We start from the raw sequence: 17,796 nt of genomic DNA, 5'->3' as shown, positions 1-17,796 counted from the left end.
ACCGGGGGCGGGAGGCTGCTGGTCGGCGACCAGCCGGGAGGGTTCGGTGTTGCCGTCGAAGGGGTCGGGGGCGGTGCTTGCCGACGATCTTGCGGCGACCCGTGACCAGTGTCAATATTAATTCGTAAATTAGTATCAATCTTTTGTTCTGTCATTCTGCCGCCGCCGACGGATGCGAGTGGCGCAGGATGAACGCGGTCGGTGCCAGGGCGGAGCCCGCGGTCAGGACCAGGCAGATCGTGCCGATGCCGAGCAGCGTTCCCCACGGGACCGTGGTCGGAACATCGGTGAGGCCTTCGCTCATCGCGTGCCGGATCAGGGCGCCGACCGTACCGGTGATGACTGTGCCCAGGGTGAGGGCCACGGCGCCGACCAGCGTCGACTCCCACAGCACCATCCGGCGGATCTGCGCGGGTGTTGCTCCGAGCAGGCGGGACGTGACGAACTCGCGGCCGCGCTGCAGGCTGCCCATCAGGAGCGTGTTGACGATCGCGATCGCGCTGTAGAGGGCGGCCGGGCCGAGCAGCAGGATCAGACCGAGCTGGTTGCCGTCGCGGACGCCTTGGCCCTGCTCGGCTTCCCAGGTGGTGGCCGGTACGGCGTGCGCTCCGGGGATCGCGTTGAGCGCGTCGATCAGCGTGCTGGTGTCCGTGCCCGGGGTGGGCAGTACGAAGTACCGGGTCGGGTCGGCCTTCGGGGCGTGGGCCCGGGCGAGGTCCTGCGAGACGAGCATCGAGGCGTTGAGCTCGATCGCGGTCCGGACGATCGCTACCACCTTCAGCCGGGCCGCGGCGCCGTCGGTGAAGGTGACCGGGATCTCGCTCCCGACCTTGTAGCCCTCGTAGCCGGCCAGCTCTTTGCTGATGGCAACGGTGTTCGGCTCGGAGATCGCGGTGAGATCGCCAGAGAGCGCTTCCAGCCGCCGGGCTTGCGGGGCCACCGTGGTGTCGATGCCCTCGGCGTCCTCGAGGTCGGCGGAGTCGCTGCTGACCCGGATCACGGTCAGCGGGATGGCGGCGTCCACCGCGGCCACGCCGGGCGTCGCGAGAACGCGCTCTCTCGCGCTCCCGGACCACGCCCCCTGGTCCGCCGGGGCGACGACGACCGGCGCGAGCAGGGTGTCGCGGATGCTCGCGGTCGAGGCGTCGGCGGCGAAGCTGAGGGTGAGCACGAGCGAGCCCGCGATCGCCGAGATGGCGAGGATCGGCGCCGCGAGCGACGCCGTACGGCGGGGAGCCGCGACCACGTTGCTCTGGGCGAGGCGGCCGGAGATGTTGGTCCAGGCGACCAGCGGCATCGCGAGCAGGTGGCCGAGCAGCGGCATGATCAGCGGCGCGAGCAGGGTGAGCGCGACGACCAGCAGCATCGGCGTGAACATCGCGAGCGGGACGACGCCCTCGCCGGTGCCCGGTCGGATCAGCGCGAGCAGGACGATCGAGCCGGCCAGGACCAGCAGGCCGAAGACGACGCGGACCGGGCCGATCCGTGGCGGTTCGAGCGCGGCCTCGCGCAGCGCGTCGATCGCGCCGATCCGGCCGGCGCGCCGAGCGGCCGACCGGGCGCCGAGCATCGCGACGACCAGGCCGATCGACATCGCGATCGCTAGAGCGATCCAGGGGCTGGCCGGTTCGAGCTTGACCGGTGCGAGCTCGGTGTACGACGCCTTGGCGAGCAGTAGCGGGGTCGCGAGCAGGGCGAGCGCGGCGCCGGTGACGGACGCGGCCAGCGCGACGACCAGGGCTTCGCCGAGGATCATCCGGCGGATCTGCTTCGGCGTCGCGCCGACGAGTCGGAGCAGGCCGATCTCGCGGCGGCGGGAGGCGACGGCGAAGGCGAATGTGCTGGCGATGACGAAGATCGTGATGAACCCGCTGATCGCGCCGACCATGCTGAGCACGACCTGCAGACCGGAGACGTCCTCGCCGGTCGGGTTGACGTGGACCGTGTGCGGGGCGGTGCCGTCGCCGCCGGGGAGGTGGACCGGGATCGTGGTGCCGGGCGGGGCGTCGTACGCGATGGTGGCGGCGGTGGCCGTCGCGGCGAGGCCGAGGAGGAAGACGCCGACCGCCAGGGCGACGAACGAACCGGCGTACAGGGATCGGTGCCGGCTGACCGTTTGACGGCTGAGGAAGAACATCGGGACTCCAGGTCGATCGGGTCGGCGAGCGGGGATCAGCGTTCGAGGTCGCTCATGGCGGCGGCGATCTGCTGGGGAGTGCCGCGGTCGAGGGAGCCGGCGACGAGGCCGTCGGACAGGAACAGCACGCGGTCGGCGTACGCGGCGGCGACCGGGTCGTGGGTGACCATGACGACGGTCTGGCCGCTGCGGTCGGTTGCTGTGCGCAACAGGTCGAGGACCTGGCGGCTGGTGCTGCTGTCGAGGGCGCCGGTCGGTTCGTCGGCGAAGAAGACGGCCGGCTGGGTGATCAGCGCGCGGGCGATCGCGACTCGCTGCTGCTGGCCGCCGGAGAGCTCGGCGGGGCGGCGCTTGGCCTTGTCGGCGAGTCCGACCTGCTGGAGGACATCGTGGACGTCGGTACGCCGGGGACGCCGGCCGGTGAGGCGGAGCGGGAGGGCGACGTTGTCGTAGACGGTGAGGCTGGGGAGCAGGTTGTAGGCCTGGAAGACGAAGCCCATTTCCTGACGGCGCAGCTTGGTCAGCTCGACCTCGTTGAGCCCGTGCAGGGGGATGCCGTTCAGGACGACCGCGCCGGTGGAGGGCTTGTCGAGGCCGGCGGCGCACTGCAGGAGCGTGGACTTGCCGGAGCCGGACGGGCCCATCACGGCGGTGAACGAGCCGCGCTGGAAGTGGTAGGTCACGCCGCGGAGCGCGTCGACCGAGCCGGCCTTGGACTTGTAGGTCTTGGTGATCCCGTCGAGCAGGAGTGCAGGAGGGTTCGTGGGGTGTTGCATCAGGTGGTGCTGCGGCACGGTCGTCGTCATGGTTCTATCGAAGTACTGAAGGCAGCTTGGTGCGCTGGCCTGCGGAGGAGTTCAGAGGTAGCGCGTGAGCTACCGTGCGGCGGCCTGTTCGGGACCTAGGGTTGCCGTGTGGAGGGACCGGAGTCCGCGTGGGCGGCGTTGACGACCAAGCGGTACCTCGTGTCGTCCTGGCCCTGGCGCGCTTACGCCTACCTGCTCAGCTCGATCCCGCTCGGCATCGTCACGATCGCCGTCCTGCTCGTCTCCGTCGGCATCAGCGCGCTGCTCAGCCCGCTCGTCGTCGGCATCCTGCTGCTCACCCTCTTCCCCCTGTACGGCGTACTGATCGGCAGCATCGAGCGCGGCCGCGCGCGGCTCGTGCTCCCGCGCGGCATCGCCAGCCCGCACGCGAAGATGCCGCCGAACATGACCCGCCGCGAGCGCCTCAAGTTCCGGCGCCGTGAGCAGGCGTCGCTGCGGGCGCTCGGGTACGGCGTACTGCTCGGCACGTTCGTCTGGCTGTTCAGCGCCGCGTTCGCCGGGCTGAGCGCGGCGACGCTGGTCCTCACGCTGCTGGCGCCGATGATCGCGACCGACGACAGCATGGGGATGGGCCCGTGGATCCTCGACACGACCGGTGAGGGGTTCCTGTTCCTGTTCACCTTCGGGCCGGTGTTCTACGTCGTCTCGTCGTACCTGCTCGGTGTGCTCGCTGCTGTCGAGGCGTCGCTGGCCAAGGCGCTGCTGGGCCCGCGGGAGGAGGAGCTGCGTCGCAACGTCGCGGAGCTGCGCCGCTCCCGGCTGGACCTGGTGGACGCTTTCGAGACCGAGCGGGCGCGGATCGAGCGGCACCTGCACGACGGCGTGCAGCAGCGGCTGGTGGGGCTCACCATGACGCTCGGGCTGGCGGAGCTGGACCTGCCGGAGGGCGAGAGCAAGCGGCTGGTCGTCAAGGCGCACGGCGAGGCGGAGGCGGCGCTGGCCGACCTGCGGGAGGCGGTGCGTGGCATTCACCCGCGGGTACTGGTCGACCTGGGGCTGGAGGCCGCCGTACGGGAGGTGGCTGACCGGATGCCGATGCCGGTCTCTGTACAGGTGGCGCTGCCGGAACGGCTGCCGCCGCCGATCGAGGCGGCGGCGTACTTCGTGGTCAGCGAGGCGCTGGGCAACGTGGCCAAGCACGCATCAGCAACCAACTGCCACGTCCAGGCGTGGATCAACCGCGACCGGCTGGTGGTGACAGTCACCGACGACGGTCAGGGCGGCGCCGACCCGGCGCAGGGGACCGGGCTGACCGGACTGGTCACCCGGCTGGACGCCCTGGGCGGCACACTCGACCTGTCCAGCCCACCTGGTGGGCCCACTCGACTACGGATGGAGTGCCCGTGCCGGCTCGTCGACTGAGCATCGTGCTCGCCGAGGACTCGATGCTGCTGCGTGAGGGGCTGGCTAGCATCCTCGACCGGGCCGGGCACGAGGTGCGGGACGCGGTGGGCGACGGGGACGCGCTGGTGGCCGTCGTACGGAAGTCACCGCCGGATGTGGTGATCACGGACGTGCGGATGCCGCCGGGGCACAGCGACGAGGGGCTGCGGGCAGCAGCGGCGATCAGGGCCGAGCTGCCGGCGATCGGGATCCTGGTGCTGTCGCAGTACGTCGCTGACGCGTACCTGTCGTCGCTGCTGGAGACGACGACCGGTGGGATCGGCTACCTGCTCAAGGACCGGGTCGGGCACGTGACGGAGTTCCTGGCGTCGCTGGACCGGGTCGCCGAGGGCGGGACGGTGGTGGACCCGGAGGTCGTGCGGCAGCTGCTGGCGCGGCGGCGGGACGACGGACCGCTGGCCGCGCTGACGCCGCGGGAGCTGGAGGTGCTCGCGCTGATGGCCGAGGGACGGGTGAACGCGTCGATCGCCGCGGAGCTGGTGGTGAGCGAGGCGGCGGTGCGCAAGCACGTGGGCAACATCTTCGCCAAGCTGCACCTCGAGGACGGGCTCGACCGGCGGGTGTCGGCGGTGCTGACCTACCTGAGACGGCAGGCATGATTTCGCCACCTGAGAGAAGATCGGGGTATGGCGAACTGGGCTGACGAGAGCGACATCCGCAAGATCCTGGCCGACTGCCAGACCTGGGCCGTGGTCGGGCTGTCGAACAACACCAGCCGGGCGGCGTACGGCGTGGCACGGTTCCTGCAGCAGCACGGGAAGCGGATCGTGCCCGTGCATCCGGCGGCGGAGACCGTGCACGGGGAGCAGGGGTACGCGACGCTGGCCGAGATCCCGTTCGCGGTGGACTGCGTGGACGTTTTCGTCCGGTCGGAGCTGGCCGGTGCGGTCGCGGACGAGGCGGTGGGAATCAACGCGCGGGCGGTCTGGTTCCAGCTGGATGTGGAGGACCCGGACGCCTACACCCGGACGACGGCCGCGGGACTGACGATGGTGATGAACCGCTGCCCGGCGATCGAGTGGGGACGCCTGGGCCCGCACTGACCGGTCAGCTCAGCGACGAGGGGTTCACATGTTCACGATCGATACGTCGGACGCGTTCGGGGCGCGGATCGCCAAGCAGTTGGCGGGGGAGCAGGTGGTCTGGCTGACCACCGTCGGCAAGTCGGGGACTCCGGCGCCGAATCCGGTGTGGTTCCACTGGAACGGGCGGGAGGTGCTGGTCTTCAGCCAGGCGGGCAAGGCGAAGGTGCACAACGTCGAGCGGTCGCCGCGGGTCGCGCTGCACTTCAACGCGACGTTCACGGGTGGGGACGTGGGGGTGATCTCCGGGGATGCGCGGGTCGACGCCGGGGGTGCTACGGCTGAGGAGCTCGAGGTGTACAACGCGAAGTACGCGGAGGGGCTCGCGGGGCTGGGGATGAGCACGGAGGACTTCCACCGGGACTATCCGGTGCTGATTCGGATCACCCCGGACAAGCTCCGCGGTTTCTGACCGAACATCTTTCAGGTACCGACCACCGATCAGGTGGCCGGTACTTGAAGGTCTGGCTGCTGCTGAAGGTCTGGTTGCTGCTAGTTGAGGTAGCCCTCGACCGTGTCGGCGGAGCGGGACTGGGCGGTGTCGGGGTCCTCGCCGAACTCGCGCTTGGCGCGGCGCTGGCGGAGCAGGTCCCAGCACTGGTCGAGCTCGACCTCGAGGGCGCGCAGGCGGGCCTTCTCGTCGGCGTCGTCGACCTGGCCGGCGGCGTGCTTGGTGCGCAGGTCGTGCTCCTCGGCCACCAGGCCGTTGATGCGGTGGAGGATGCTGTTGTCGTCGGTCATGAGGAAACCGTACGCCCGTCCGGCAGCGCGGCGCGGGCAAGGAGCTCCGTGGTGACCAGGATGGCGATCGCCTCGGCCGCGATCAGGCCGAGCAGGACCACGAGCTGCAGCGCCGCGGCCGCGGTCGGTGACGCCCCGCCGAGCACCATCCCGACGAACGCGCCCGGCAGCGTGACCAGCCCGACCGTGCGGGTCTGGTCGAGCGCCGGCAGCAGCGCGTCGCCCGCGGTCGGCCCGGCGACCAGCTTGAACGCGTCCGGCGGCATCAGCCCGATCGACAGCGCGGCCTCGTACTCGCCGAAGCGCGCGCCGTACTCGTGCAGCAGCCGGCGCCCGGCCAGCGTCGTCGCGTTCATCGCGCCGCCGATGATGATCCCGCCCATCGGCAGGATCGTCTCCGGGTTCCGAGGCACGACCCCGGGCAGGATGAGCAGCAGCAGGACGACGCACGCGCTGCCGCCGATTGCGACCGCGCAGTACGCGAGCTGACCGGGGACCACGGCGGTCGACTGGAGCCGCCGGGTGCTGGTGATCGTCGCGACCGTCAGCATCACCAGCACGAACGCCAGCGCACCCCAGATCGTCTGCAGCGCGAACCCGACGACCGCGCCGACCAGCGCGAGCTGGAGCACGGCCCGGACCGCCGCGGTGACGATGCCCTTGTCGTGCCGCAGTTGCGCCGACCGCGAGGCCAGGACGGCGACCGCCACCAGCAGCGGCAGGACGACGAAGGCGGCGACTCCCAGGCCGGTGTCGGTGGACATCCGGTCATTTCACCACGACTCAGGCCGGCTTGAAGTCCGCCTCGTCGTAGGTGTGCTCGCCGCCGGTGCCGGCAGCAACCTTCTCGGCCTCGTCGGTGCGCAGCTCGACGCGCCGGATCTTGCCCGAGATCGTCTTCGGCAGCTCGGCGAACTCCAGCCGCCGGATCCGCTTGTACGGCGCCAGGTGCTCGCGGCAGAACTGCAGGATCTCCCCGGCCAGCTCCCGCGACGGCTCCCGCCCGGCCGCCAGTACGACGTACGCCTTCGGCACCGCCAGCCGCACCGGGTCCGGCGAGGGCACGACCGCGGCCTCGGCGACCGCCGGGTGCTCGATCAGCACCGACTCCAGCTCGAACGGCGAGATCCGGTAGTCGCTGGCCTTGAACACGTCGTCGGAGCGTCCGACGTACGTGATGTAGCCGTCCTCGTCGCGGCTGGCGACGTCGCCGGTGTGGTAGAAACCGCCGCGCATCACCTCCTCGGTGAGCGCCGCGGCGTCGCGGTACCCGCGCATCAGCGGGACCGGCGGCGGCGCGAGCTCGATGCAGATCTCGCCGTCGTCGCCGACCGCGTCGGTGCTCGGGTCGACCAGGGCGATCGAGTACCCCGGCAGCGGCCGGCCCATCGAGCCGAGCTTGACCGGCTGGCCCGGCGGGTTCCCGATCTGCGCGGTCGTCTCGGTCTGGCCGTAGCCGTCGCGGATGGTGATGTCCCAGGCGTTGCGGACCTGCTCGATCACCTCCGGGTTGAGCGGTTCGCCGGCCGAGATGCACTCCCGGATCGCCACCTCGACCGCGGACAGGTCGGCCTGGATCAGCATCCGCCAGACCGTCGGCGGCGCGCAGAACGTGGTCACGCCGTAGGTCTGCAGGACCTGCAGCATCTTCTCGGCGTCGAAGCGCACGTAGTTGTAGAGGAAGACGGTCGCCCCGGCGTTCCAGGGCGCAAAGACGTTGCTCCAGGAGTGCTTGGCCCAGCCGGGGGAGGAGACGTTGAGGTGTACGTCGCCGGGCTGCAGGCCGATCCAGTACATGGTCGACAGGTGGCCGACCGGGTAGCTGACCTGGGTGTGCTCGACCAGCTTCGGCTCGCTGGTCGTCCCGGAGGTGAAGTAGAGCAGCAGTGAGTCGTCGGCGGCGGTGTCGACCTCGGGCACCGGGCCGTCGTACTGGCGGGTGTCGTCGTAGCTGAGCCAGCCGTCGACCGGCTCACCGATCGCCACGCGCAGGCAGTGGTCGGCGACGCCGTCGTACCGGGTGGCGTCGGCGCTGGCAGTCACGACCACCCGTACGCCGCCACGCGTGATGCGGTCGGCCAGGTCGGCGTCGGTGAGCAGCGTGGTGGCCGGGATCATCACCGCGCCGGCGCGGATGCAGCCGAGCATGACCTCCCACAGCGGCACGGTGTTGCCGAGCACGATCAGCACCCGGTCGCCGGGCTGCAGCCCGTGCTCGGTGAGCCAGCCGGCGACCTGGCGCGAGCGCTCGGCCATCTCGGCGTACGTGAGCGAGTTGACCTCGCCGTCCTCCTCGACGATGGTCAGCGCGGCGACCTCGGGCTGCTCGACCGCGAGCGCGTCGAACCAGTCCCGCGCCCAGTTGAACCGGTCGAACTGCGGCCAGCTGAAGTCGCGGTACGCCGTGTCGTAGTCCTCCCGGTGCGCGACCAGGAAGTCGCGGGCGGCGCGGAAGGTCCGGGTGTTGTCCGAGGTGCTCTGTTCCTCGCTCATGGACCGCACTATAGGTGGAGCGCCAGAACCGATCCGGTCAGCACCAGGGGTGTCAGGACCAGTCCGCGCCACAGGAACGACCACCAGGAGATGTGGACGCCGGCCGCTTGGCAGCGGTCGCGCCAGAGCAGGGTGGCGAGTGATCCCCAGAGCGTCAGCAGGCAGCCGGTGTTGACTCCGACCAGCAGGAGCATCATCCGGTGGCCCTCGGCCGCGGCGACCGGTTCCATCGCCAGGTACGCCGGGAGGTTGTCGAACAGGTTGGCACCGGCTGCTGCCGTGCCGGTGAGCCTCAGGTCTGATGCGAGGCCTGACGAGACGGTGCCGGCGATGTCGCCGAGCAGCTGCTCCAGCCCGTGGGCGGTGAGCGCTCCGACGACCAGGAACAGCCCGACGACCGTGACAACTAGTCGCCAGGGGACCAGGGCCCAGCTGAGCGCTCCCCGGCGCCTCACGGCGAACAGGATGGTGAGAGCCACCGCTCCGATGCTGGCGGGGATAGCTACCTCGACACCGGAGACGAAGGCCGGTCCGAGCGCCAGACAGACCCCTGCCGAGCTCCAGAAGAGGACCTTGTCGTCGACCGCGGGAGTCGCCGGTACGGCGTACTCACGCCGCAGGTCCCGGTGGAACAGCGCAGCGAGCACAGCGACGGTGATGAGGATCGCTGCCACCGCCGGGCGCCAACTGAGGCCCAGGTAGTCGGCCAGGCTCAGCCCGAGCTGGTCCAGGCGGTGCAGCGCCAGCAGGTTGGTCAGGTTGGACACGGGGAGCAGCAGGGACGCCGTACCGGCCAGCCAGACGGTGGTGAAGGCGAACAGCTTCGGCGGGATGTCCAACTGCCTGGCCATCGCCAGCACGACCGGAGTGAGCAGCACCGCACAGGTGTCCAGCGACAGCACGATGGTCAGCGCAGTAGCCAGTACGACGACCAGCAGCCACAGCCGCCACGTCTTGCCGCGCGCCAGGTGCGCCGCCTCCCGCGCTGCGACGTCGAACACCTTGGCGGAGTCGGCCAGCCCAGCGATCACCGTCACCGCGACCAGGAACACCAGCACGGAGGCGATCCGCTCCAGCACTCCCACCGCGTCGTCCAGCCCGAGCAGGCCTGAGCCCAGCACGCTCAGTCCGCCGACCGCGCTCAGCCACCACATGCGCCAAACCCTATGCGGAGCCCTTCCAGCGACCGGAATGGCGTCGTCCGAGGGACTGGGCGGTGAGTACGCTGATCGGGTGACGCCGCCGGAGGAGCCTGACACCGCCGGGCAGACCCTGGCAGGGCTGCCGCTGGCGGGACGACCGCTGGCCGGGCCGCCCGACGGGTACCCGGCCGAGCTCGAGGCGGACGTCGTACTGCGCGACGGTGCGACCGCGCACCTGCGGCCGATCACGCCGGACGACGCGGACCTGCTGGTCGAGTTCTACGCGCGGGTGTCGGAGCAGTCGAAGTACTACCGCTTCTTCGCGCCGTACCCGCAGCTGTCGGACCGGGACGTGGCGCGGTTCACCCAGGTCGACTACCACGACCGGCTGGCGCTGATCGTCACCGTCGCCGACCAGATGATCGGCGTCGGCCGCTACGAGCGGACCGGTCGCCGGACGGCGGAGGTCGCGTTCCTGATCGAGGACGCGCACCAGGGCCGCGGGCTCGGGCAGCTGTTCCTGGAGCACCTGGCGCAGGCGGCCCGGGAGAACGGGATCGCCCGGTTCGTCGCCGAGGTGCTGCCGGACAACCGCAAGATGATCACCGTCTTCACCGAGGCCGGCTACACCGTCGCCCGGGAGTTCGAGGACGGCGTGATCATGGTCGAGTTCGACATCGCGCCGACCGACACCTCGTTCGGGGTGATGCAGGCCCGCGAGCAGCGCTCCGAGGCGCTGTCGATCGCGCGGCTGCTGACGCCGACCAGCGTCGCGGTGATCGGCGCGTCCCGGCGCGAGGGCACGATCGGCAACGCGCTGCTGCGCAACCTGCGCGACGGCGGCTTCCCCGGGCGGCTGTACGCCGTCAACACCGACACCAAGGCCGAGGCGATCGACGGCGTCACGGCGTACGGGACGATCCGGGACGTGCCGGACACGGTCGATCTCGCGGTGGTCGCGGTGCCGGCCGAGGCGGTGGTCGACGTGGTGCTGGACTGCGCGGCGAAGGGTGTGCGCGGGCTGGTCGTGGTGTCGAGCGGGTTCGCCGAGGTCGGGGCCGAGGGGCGGCGCCGGCAGCGGCGGCTGGTCGGGCTGGCGCGCTCGTACGGGATGCGGGTGATCGGGCCGAACGCGCTGGGCGTGATCAACACCGTGCCGGGGGTGTCGCTGAACGCGACGCTGTCACCGCTGATGCCGAGCCGGGGGCGGGTGGCGTTCTTCTGCCAGTCGGGTGCGCTGGGCGTCTCGATCCTGGCCGACATGGTCGGGCGGGGGCTCGGGCTGTCGAGTTTCGTTTCCGCGGGCAACCGAGCTGATGTCTCGGGCAACGACCTGATGCAGTACTGGTACTCCGACGAGTCCACCGAGGTCGTGCTGCTGTACCTGGAGTCGCTGGGGAATCCGCGCAAGTTCAGCCGGGTCGCGCGGCGGCTGGCCCGGCGCAAGCCGGTGATCGCGCTGAAGTCCGGGCGGGCCACCCAAGGGGTGCCGCTCGGCCACACGGTCCGGCGCAGTCATTTGCCAGCGGCAACGGTCGACTCGCTGTTCCGGCAGAGCGGGCTGATCGGGGTGGACACCACCGGTGAGCTGTTCGACGTCGCGCAGCTGATCGCCCACCAGCCGCTGCCGAAGGGCCGCCGGGTCGCGATCGTCAGCAACTCGGACGCGTTGACGCTGCTCGCGCTGGACACGATGGCCGGGTGTGGGCTGGACGTGGCGGGGGAGCCGCACACGCTGAGCGCGGACGCGAGTGCTGCGGACTTCGGCGAGGCGTTGGGCGCGGTCTTCGCTGATGACGAGGTGCACTCCGTGGTCGTGATCTTCACGCCGCCGGTGCAGTCGAACGTCGCCGAGGTCGCGCAGGTGCTGGCGGCGGCCGCCGCTGGGTCGGAGAAGCCGGTGGTGTCGACGTTCCTCGCGTCGCGGAGTGTGCCGGAGCAGCTGCGGGTGCCGGACGAGCACGGGGGAGCGGCTCGGGGGTCGATCCCGTCGTTCCTGAATCCGCAGTACGCCGTGGGGGCGCTGGCGAAGGCGACGCAGTACGCCGAGTGGCGGCGGCGGGCCGATGATCGGACGCCGGAGCTGCCTGGGGTTGATTCTTCGGGCGCGGAGGATTTCGTTGCGGAGTTCCTGCAGCGTCATCCGTCCGGGGCTGACCTGGATGATGCTGATCGGCAGCGGTTGCTGAGCTTCTACGACATCAGTGTGTTGCCGGCGTTCCCGGTGCTGTCGGCCGACGAGGCGGTGGCCCGGGCGGCGGATCTCGGGTTCGAGGTGATTCTCAAGGCGACGGCCGAGCAGTGGCGGATGCGGCCCGACCTGGCCGACATCTGGCGGCACATCCACGACGAGGACGACATGCGGGAGGCCTGGGCGGAGATGACGCGGACCTTCGGGGTCGCGGCTGATCCGGGGCGGGCGCAGTTCGTCGTACAGAAGATGGCGCCGCCGGGGGTGCCGGTGGTGATCTCCGCGCAGGAAGACGTTGCCTTTGGCCCGGTCGTCTCGTTCGGTCTGTCCGGTGTGGCGACGGATCTGTTGGGGGACCGGTCGTACCGGATGCCGCCGTTGACCACCGCCGACGCCGCCGAGATGGTGCGAGAGGTGCGGGCGGCGCCGCTGCTCTACGGCTACCGCGGCTCGGATCCGGTGGACATCGCGGCGATCGAGAACCTGCTGCATCGGGTGTCCCGATTGACGCTGGAGCTGGAGGAGGTCGTCCGGCTCGACCTGCGGTCGGTGCTGGTCGCGGCGGACGGCGCGACGGTGCTGGACACGTCGATCCGGATCGCGCCCAACGAGAAGCCCCGGCAGGACACGCCGGCCCGCCGGCTCACGTGAGTTCTTCGTGCAACTGGCTTCAGCGTTCGGATTTGGTGACGTACTCGGTTTCTCTCGGGTGGCTCGCGGCGCGATGGGCGCGGTGTGGCGACTGGAGACTTCTGCTGGTGTTTTCGTCGCCAAGGAAGCTTTCTGGAAGCAGCCCATGGAGTCTGCCGTGCTCGACGAGGTCGCCTTCCAGCGCGCCTGCCAGGTGCGCAGCCCTCGCCCGTTGACGACCCCGTCCGGCACGTACGTCGCCGACGGCTGGCGCCTGTACGAGTGGATCGACGGCGTCGTACCTTCCCGCGACGACCTCGACACGATGGTCTGGCTGGCCGAGCAGCTCGCGACGATCCACTCCCGCGGCTGGACCGACGGCCCGATGGAGACCAACGACTTCTACCACCGCGTCGACGTCGACTGGCCTTCGCTGGCCGCGCGAGCGCCTGAGCTGGCTGGCTCGGTCCCGCGGCTCACCGAGCTCAGCGAGCTGGTCAACGCGACGCCCCTCGGCGACGTCGTCCTTTGCCACCGCGACCTGACGCCGGACAACGTGCTGATCGGTGCCGACGGCCCCTACCTCGTCGACTGGGACAACGTCGGCCCGCTCGCCCCGACCCAGGAGTTCGGCTTCCTGCTGATCAACCACCTGACCGACGAGCCCGCCGTCCGACGGCTCTCCTCGGCGTACCGGAAGGCCGGCGGCCCCGGCGAGATCACCGGTCCCGACGGCTTCGCGACCGGGCTGGCGATCATGCTGAACTACCTGAACGTCCAGCTCAGCGCCGCGCTCGATGTCACGATGTCCGACGACCACCGCGCGTTCGGCGCCGCACAGGTCCCCGGGCTGATCCGGTCGCTGCCCGCTCCCGGCGTACTGGAGCGTGCGGCTCAGCTGGCGCGGCTGTAGATGCCGTCGGTGCGCGTCAGGTACCAGTAGTCGACCAGCTGCCGCCGGAGCGTCGCGTAGTCGGCGTGCCAGCGCTGGAGGATCTCGTTGACCTCCGGCTCCGAGTAGCTCTTCCCAGGCTCGAAGCCAGCCGCCAGGTACTCCAGCACCACCTGCAGCTTCGCCGGGACCGTCGGGAAGTGCGTCAGCTTCCCGTCGCGGATGAACGCGCGCAGCACGTTGTCCCGCGCGGGATCGGCGGAGAGCGGTTCCCGCTCCGGCCTCCCCGCCCGTACGGCGTCCTTGAACGCGTCCAGGTCGGCGTGCAGCCCGTCCTGATCGGCGACCACGAGCTCGCTCTTGTTGAGCCGCTGCAGCGCCTTGCTCACCACCGCGAGCTCCAGGCCGGTCTGCTCGACCACTTGGCCCGGCGTACCGGCGCCCAGTACGACGGCGGAGTAGACCCGCAGTCGCGTCGGTTCGGCGAGGAGACCACAGAGCTGATCGGCGTTCATGCCATCCACGCTAGTGACGGCGGCAACGGGTTTTCAGCGGCGGCGCGACGCCGGGGCGAGCGCGTCGGTGAACGACATGTTGTCCTCCGGGTGGATCGTCACGCCCGGCGGGACGATCTCGTCGATCCGGTCCAGGAGATCGTCGGAGAGCGCGATCCCGGCGGCCGGGAGCTGGGACTCGAGGTGCTCCATCGTGCGCGGGCCGATGATCGCCGACGTCACCGCCGGGTGCCGTACGACGAACGCGATCGCGAGCTCGATCAGCGTCAGGCCCGCGCTCTCGGCGAGCTTCGCGAGCGCGTCGGCAGCCGCGAGCTTGCGCTGGTTGACCTCGAGCCCCAGGTCGAACCGCGCGGGGAAGCGCCCGGCACGACCCGACTCGGGCTGGTCGGCGCCGAGCCGGTAGCGGCCGGTCAGCCAGCCCATCGCGAGCGGGCTGTAGGTGAGCACGCCCATCCCGTGGCGCCGGGTGGTCGGCAGGACGTCGTTCTCGATCGCGCGGGCCAGGATCGAGTACGGCGGCTGCTCGGTGCGGAACCGCTCCCGGCCGCGCCGCTCGGCGACCCACTGCGCCTCGACGATCTCCGAGGCCGGCACGGTCGAGGCGCCGAACGCACGGATCTTGCCTTGGGCAACGAGATCGGAGAGCGCGCCGAGGGTCTCGTCGATGTCGACCGCGGGGTCGAGGCGGTGGATCTGGTACAGGTCGATCCAGTCGGTGCCGAGCCGGCGCAGCGACCGCTCGACGGACTCGACGATCCAGCGCCGGGAGGTGCCGCGGTGGTTCGGGTCGTCGTCGTACGGGAGACCGACCTTGGTCGCCAGGACGACGTGGTCGCGGCGGCCCTTCAGTGCCTGGCCGACGATCTCCTCGGACTCGCCCGCGGAGTAGATGTCGGCGGTGTCGACGAAGTTGATGCCCGCGTCGAGAGCGCGGTGGATGATCCGGATCGAGTCGTCGTGATCGGGGTTGCCGGCGCCGCCGAACATCATCGCGCCGAGGCAGAGCTCGCTGACGGTGATGCCGGTGCGGCCGAGAGGGCGGTAGTCCATCTGAAGTCCTTTGCCGAGGTATGCTCCGGAGTATGACCGGAGAGGCTATCCACTTAGACAGTAACGGACAGGCTATCCACTTACAAGAGAGCTCTGTTCCGGAGGCGCCGGCCGGTGGCCCCGCGGCGGCGCCGCGGGCTGACGCCGTGCCGACGCAACCTGCTGACGCCGTACCGGCCCGGCGGGCCGACGCGCGGCGAAACCGGGACAAGATCCTCACCGCCGCCCGGCAGGCGTTCAGCGAGGGCGGCGAGACCTCGATGGCCGAGATCTCCCGCCGCGCCGGCGTCGGCATGGCGACGCTCTACCGCAACTTCCCCGGCCGCCGCGAGCTCCTCGAAGCCGTATACGCCGACGAGGTCGCCGCGCTGTGCTCCGCCGCGGCCGACCCCGAGGGGGAGACGCCCGGCGCCGCGCTCCGGAGCTGGCTGCTGCACTTCGCCGCGTTCATCACCGCCAAGCGCGACGTCGCCACCGAGCTCCTGACCCAGCTCGGCACCGACGAGTCCGTGATGCACGAGGGCCGAGCCGCCGGCCTCGCGGCGGGCCGCCCGCTGCTCGCCGCGGCCCAGCAGTCGGGCGAGGTCCGCGACGACCTCACGCTCGAGCAGATCTTCGACCTGGTCGTCGCCGTCGCCACCATCCCCGCCGACGCCGGCTACGTCGACCCCATCCTGCGCGCCGCCCTCGACGGCCTGTCCACCCCACCGCAGGCCTGACCGCGACCGCTTCGCTTCGCCGGGGTGCTAGACAGTTCCCATGCAGCCAGGCCCGTACAACGCGATCACCGACGTCCCCGGCGTACTGGTCGGCCAGGTCGAACGCACCGACCCGCCGTACCTGACCGGTACGACGGTCGTCTACTTCCCCGGTACGGCGGTCGCCGGCGTCGACGTCCGCGGCGGCGCCCCCGGCACCCGCGAGACCGACCTCCTCGACCCGGTCAACTCCAACCCCGGCGTCAACGCCATCGTCCTGTCCGGCGGCAGCGCCTACGGCCTGGACACCGCCGCCGGCGTCATGTCGTGGCTGGAGACTCGCGGCGAGGGAGTCCGCGTAGGCCCCGGCGACCACGACGTCGTCCCGATCGTCCCCGCCGCCGTCATCTTCGACCTCGGCCGAGGCGGCGCCTTCACCGCCCGCCCCACCGCGGACTGGGGCCGCGACGCCATCGCCGCGGCCACCGACGGCCCAGTTGCCCAAGGCAACCACGGCGCCGGCGCGGGCGCCCGGGTCGGCGCCCTCAAGGGCGGCACCGGCACCGCCAGCGTCGTACTGGAGGACGGCACCACAGTCGCCGCCCTCGCCATCGTCAACGCCGTCGGCTCAGCCGTCACGCCGTCCGGCCGCCTCTACGGCGAACCGTCTGCCCTGGCCGAAGAGTTCGGCGTCCTCAACACGCCCACTGAATCCGCCCCCACCGCGCCCGCGGTCCCCGGCATGAACACAGTCATCGCCGTCGTAGCCACCGACGCCCCCCTCGACAAACCAGCAGCCAAGCGCCTCGCGATGATCGCCCACGACGGCCTCGCCCGAGCCATCGACCCCGTCCACACCCTCCTCGACGGCGACTCCATCTTCGGCGTCTCGACAGGCACCGCCCCGAAGCTGACCGTCACCGACCCCACCGCCCTCGCCCGCCTGGAAGCAGTCTTCGCCGCCGGCGCCCGCTCCCTCACCCGAGCCGTCGTCCACGCCGTACTGGCCGCCGAGTCAGCCAACACCCTCCTGAGCTACCGCGACACCTATCCGTCGGCGTTCCCGGGCTGATTCCAGGTAACGTGCTCGCAACCCCGTTCACTCGGAGTCTGCGAGCACGGCGCGTCTGCCGATCTCGAAGGTGTCGATCGCGTCCGGGACCTGGTCGAAGAACTGCTCCCAGAACCCAGGGACCAGCCAGGCCTCGGGTGCGAACGTGAGTGACCCGTCCGCATCGATCGAGCAACACCACACCGAAGACAGCGTCGGATCGACGATTTCGAAGAGCCGTGAGTCGTACAGCCCGGGTCCTTCACCCTCGATGGTCTCGATCCGGAGCTGGTTCGGCCCGTCCACCGAGAAGTACGCCTCGAGAACAGGCCAGACCTGCCCTTCGTGAAACCCGTTCGCACCCTGCCGAACGTGCTGCGGATAGTCCTTCACTCCGACGAACCGCACCTTCATCGCGTACTCCCTCTGTAGTCCATGACGGCCTGCGCTTTCGGTCACGACCCATGCTGTTGCCCGGGGAGCTGTGCGTCGGCGTTCCAGCCTTCTGGGCGGGCTGACGCGGTGAACCACTGAAACCCGGAGGCTTTCCACCGCGCCCGGGCTCGGGTGATTCCGGCGGGGGTCGCGTCGTCGTACCCGAACTCGGTGCCGCAGCAGTCGCAGATCTCGAAGGTGGGGGACTTGCCGTCGTCACCCCACGGTGGCGTGAGCTGCGGGAGGCCGCAGACACGGCAGTGCAGGGGCAGGCTGTTCGGCATCGCGATGCTCCTTGTCGGAGGCGTGGCGGAGTGGGGGGTGTCCGACAGGCTAGATGGCCGAGCGGCTAGCTCGGTGTACGACGTGGGCGCGTGCTCGAGGTGGTTACCGGGAGAGGCTAAGTGGTCGAAGTGAGCGCCAGAGTCGGGCCGTAGTCCTCGGGGTCGTCGGTGACTGTGACGACGAGGTCGAGGGGTTTTGGGGGCGGTCGAACGGCTACGGC

Annotated in this window: 18 protein-coding genes; 8 read left to right on the top strand and 10 right to left on the bottom strand. The window is 70.6% G+C overall.

Annotated features, from left to right (window positions below):
- Positions 1 to 151: 151 nt before the first annotated feature.
- Both AB0M01_RS35590 and AB0M01_RS35585 read right to left on the bottom strand, forming a co-directional pair.
- Entirely contained in the window at positions 152 to 2,137 is a 1,986-nt protein-coding gene (locus AB0M01_RS35590) for an FtsX-like permease family protein (protein WP_363676907.1), read from the bottom strand.
- Between the two features lie 35 nt (positions 2,138 to 2,172).
- On the bottom strand, positions 2,173 to 2,943 hold the full coding sequence (locus tag AB0M01_RS35585) for an ABC transporter ATP-binding protein (protein WP_363676906.1): 771 nt from the start codon (positions 2,941 to 2,943) through the stop codon (positions 2,173 to 2,175).
- A gap of 108 nt (positions 2,944 to 3,051) precedes the next feature.
- Between AB0M01_RS35585 and AB0M01_RS35580 the strand changes: the two genes are divergently transcribed.
- The 4 genes from AB0M01_RS35580 to AB0M01_RS35565 are packed head-to-tail and all read left to right on the top strand — an operon-like array spanning position 3,052 to position 5,862.
- A complete protein-coding gene (locus AB0M01_RS35580; protein WP_363676905.1) occupies positions 3,052 to 4,326 on the top strand; it encodes a sensor domain-containing protein in 1,275 nt (424 codons plus the stop codon).
- Positions 4,308 to 4,967: a response regulator transcription factor gene (locus AB0M01_RS35575; protein ID WP_363676904.1), complete on the top strand. Its 660-nt coding sequence runs from the start codon at positions 4,308 to 4,310 to the stop codon at positions 4,965 to 4,967. The genes AB0M01_RS35580 and AB0M01_RS35575 overlap by 19 nt, the downstream gene beginning before the upstream one ends.
- A 27-nt stretch (positions 4,968 to 4,994) precedes the next feature.
- Entirely contained in the window at positions 4,995 to 5,411 is a 417-nt protein-coding gene (locus AB0M01_RS35570) for a CoA-binding protein (RefSeq protein WP_363676903.1), read from the top strand.
- A gap of 28 nt (positions 5,412 to 5,439) precedes the next feature.
- Entirely contained in the window at positions 5,440 to 5,862 is a 423-nt protein-coding gene (locus AB0M01_RS35565; RefSeq protein ID WP_363676902.1) for a TIGR03667 family PPOX class F420-dependent oxidoreductase, read from the top strand.
- An 80-nt stretch (positions 5,863 to 5,942) separates the two neighbouring features.
- Here AB0M01_RS35565 and AB0M01_RS35560 read toward each other — a convergent pair whose 3' ends face one another.
- Genes AB0M01_RS35560 through AB0M01_RS35545 form a run of 4 tightly spaced genes read right to left on the bottom strand, consistent with a single transcriptional unit; the run spans position 5,943 to position 9,838 of the window.
- Positions 5,943 to 6,191, bottom strand: a complete 249-nt coding sequence (locus AB0M01_RS35560) for a DUF2630 family protein (RefSeq protein ID WP_363676901.1) — start codon at positions 6,189 to 6,191, stop codon at positions 5,943 to 5,945.
- Complete coding sequence (locus tag AB0M01_RS35555) at positions 6,188 to 6,955, bottom strand: ABC transporter permease (protein WP_363676900.1); 768 nt, start codon at positions 6,953 to 6,955, stop codon at positions 6,188 to 6,190. Before AB0M01_RS35555 ends, AB0M01_RS35560 begins: the two co-directional genes overlap by 4 nt.
- A 19-nt stretch (positions 6,956 to 6,974) precedes the next feature.
- Positions 6,975 to 8,684: an AMP-binding protein gene (locus tag AB0M01_RS35550; protein ID WP_363676899.1), complete on the bottom strand. Its 1,710-nt coding sequence runs from the start codon at positions 8,682 to 8,684 to the stop codon at positions 6,975 to 6,977.
- A gap of 8 nt (positions 8,685 to 8,692) precedes the next feature.
- A complete protein-coding gene (locus tag AB0M01_RS35545; RefSeq protein WP_363676898.1) occupies positions 8,693 to 9,838 on the bottom strand; it encodes an SLC13 family permease in 1,146 nt (381 codons plus the stop codon).
- A gap of 79 nt (positions 9,839 to 9,917) precedes the next feature.
- Here AB0M01_RS35545 and AB0M01_RS35540 point away from each other — a divergent pair, with 79 nt between their 5' ends.
- Entirely contained in the window at positions 9,918 to 12,668 is a 2,751-nt protein-coding gene (locus AB0M01_RS35540) for a GNAT family N-acetyltransferase (RefSeq protein ID WP_363676897.1), read from the top strand.
- A gap of 7 nt (positions 12,669 to 12,675) precedes the next feature.
- Entirely contained in the window at positions 12,676 to 13,560 is an 885-nt protein-coding gene (locus tag AB0M01_RS35535; protein WP_363676896.1) for an aminoglycoside phosphotransferase family protein, read from the top strand.
- Here AB0M01_RS35535 and AB0M01_RS35530 read toward each other — a convergent pair.
- The gene (locus tag AB0M01_RS35530; RefSeq protein WP_363676895.1) at positions 13,542 to 14,054 is read right to left on the bottom strand and encodes a DUF2087 domain-containing protein; all 513 of its coding nucleotides are present in this window, start codon (positions 14,052 to 14,054) and stop codon (positions 13,542 to 13,544) included. The genes AB0M01_RS35535 and AB0M01_RS35530 overlap by 19 nt on opposite strands.
- Before the next feature lie 33 nt (positions 14,055 to 14,087).
- Entirely contained in the window at positions 14,088 to 15,107 is a 1,020-nt protein-coding gene (locus AB0M01_RS35525; RefSeq protein ID WP_363676894.1) for an aldo/keto reductase, read from the bottom strand.
- 146 nt (positions 15,108 to 15,253) lie between these two features.
- Here AB0M01_RS35525 and AB0M01_RS35520 point away from each other — a divergent pair, with 146 nt between their 5' ends.
- Both AB0M01_RS35520 and AB0M01_RS35515 read left to right on the top strand, forming a co-directional pair.
- Positions 15,254 to 15,826 (top strand): helix-turn-helix domain-containing protein, encoded by a 573-nt coding sequence (locus AB0M01_RS35520; RefSeq protein WP_363676893.1) that lies wholly within the window; start codon positions 15,254 to 15,256, stop codon positions 15,824 to 15,826.
- Positions 15,827 to 15,866: 40 nt separating this feature from the next.
- The gene (locus tag AB0M01_RS35515) at positions 15,867 to 16,877 is read left to right on the top strand and encodes a P1 family peptidase (RefSeq protein ID WP_363676892.1); all 1,011 of its coding nucleotides are present in this window, start codon (positions 15,867 to 15,869) and stop codon (positions 16,875 to 16,877) included.
- A gap of 27 nt (positions 16,878 to 16,904) precedes the next feature.
- Here AB0M01_RS35515 and AB0M01_RS35510 read toward each other — a convergent pair whose 3' ends face one another.
- Together AB0M01_RS35510 and AB0M01_RS35505 are read right to left on the bottom strand one after the other, a co-directional pair.
- Entirely contained in the window at positions 16,905 to 17,270 is a 366-nt protein-coding gene (locus AB0M01_RS35510; RefSeq protein ID WP_363676891.1) for a hypothetical protein, read from the bottom strand.
- 41 nt (positions 17,271 to 17,311) lie between these two features.
- On the bottom strand, positions 17,312 to 17,575 hold the full coding sequence (locus AB0M01_RS35505) for a hypothetical protein (protein ID WP_363676890.1): 264 nt from the start codon (positions 17,573 to 17,575) through the stop codon (positions 17,312 to 17,314).
- Positions 17,576 to 17,796: the final 221 nt, after the last annotated feature.

Source organism: Kribbella sp. NPDC051770 (assembly GCF_040681455.1).
Classification (GTDB): Bacteria; Actinomycetota; Actinomycetes; order Propionibacteriales; family Kribbellaceae; genus Kribbella.
Note: the sequence above shows the minus strand (reverse complement) of the source record. Positions and strands in the feature narration are given on the sequence as shown.

Bases quoted from the DNA above. Each gene is read 5' to 3' on its own strand.
- AB0M01_RS35505 (WP_363676890.1), bottom strand. From the start codon at position 17,575: ATGCCGAACAGCCTGCCCCTGCACTGCCGTGTCTGCGGCCTCCCGCAG.
- AB0M01_RS35525 (WP_363676894.1), bottom strand. From the start codon at position 15,107: ATGGACTACCGCCCTCTCGGCCGCACCGGCATCACCGTCAGCGAGCTC.
- AB0M01_RS35530 (WP_363676895.1), bottom strand. From the start codon at position 14,054: ATGAACGCCGATCAGCTCTGTGGTCTCCTCGCCGAACCGACGCGACTG.
- AB0M01_RS35550 (WP_363676899.1), bottom strand. From the start codon at position 8,684: ATGAGCGAGGAACAGAGCACCTCGGACAACACCCGGACCTTCCGCGCC.
- AB0M01_RS35555 (WP_363676900.1), bottom strand. From the start codon at position 6,955: ATGTCCACCGACACCGGCCTGGGAGTCGCCGCCTTCGTCGTCCTGCCG.
- AB0M01_RS35570 (WP_363676903.1), top strand. From the start codon at position 4,995: ATGGCGAACTGGGCTGACGAGAGCGACATCCGCAAGATCCTGGCCGAC.
- AB0M01_RS35565 (WP_363676902.1), top strand. From the start codon at position 5,440: ATGTTCACGATCGATACGTCGGACGCGTTCGGGGCGCGGATCGCCAAG.
- AB0M01_RS35510 (WP_363676891.1), bottom strand. From the start codon at position 17,270: ATGAAGGTGCGGTTCGTCGGAGTGAAGGACTATCCGCAGCACGTTCGG.
- AB0M01_RS35560 (WP_363676901.1), bottom strand. From the start codon at position 6,191: ATGACCGACGACAACAGCATCCTCCACCGCATCAACGGCCTGGTGGCC.
- AB0M01_RS35590 (WP_363676907.1), bottom strand. From the start codon at position 2,137: ATGTTCTTCCTCAGCCGTCAAACGGTCAGCCGGCACCGATCCCTGTAC.
- AB0M01_RS35545 (WP_363676898.1), bottom strand. From the start codon at position 9,838: ATGTGGTGGCTGAGCGCGGTCGGCGGACTGAGCGTGCTGGGCTCAGGC.
- AB0M01_RS35515 (WP_363676892.1), top strand. From the start codon at position 15,867: ATGCAGCCAGGCCCGTACAACGCGATCACCGACGTCCCCGGCGTACTG.
- AB0M01_RS35585 (WP_363676906.1), bottom strand. From the start codon at position 2,943: ATGACGACGACCGTGCCGCAGCACCACCTGATGCAACACCCCACGAAC.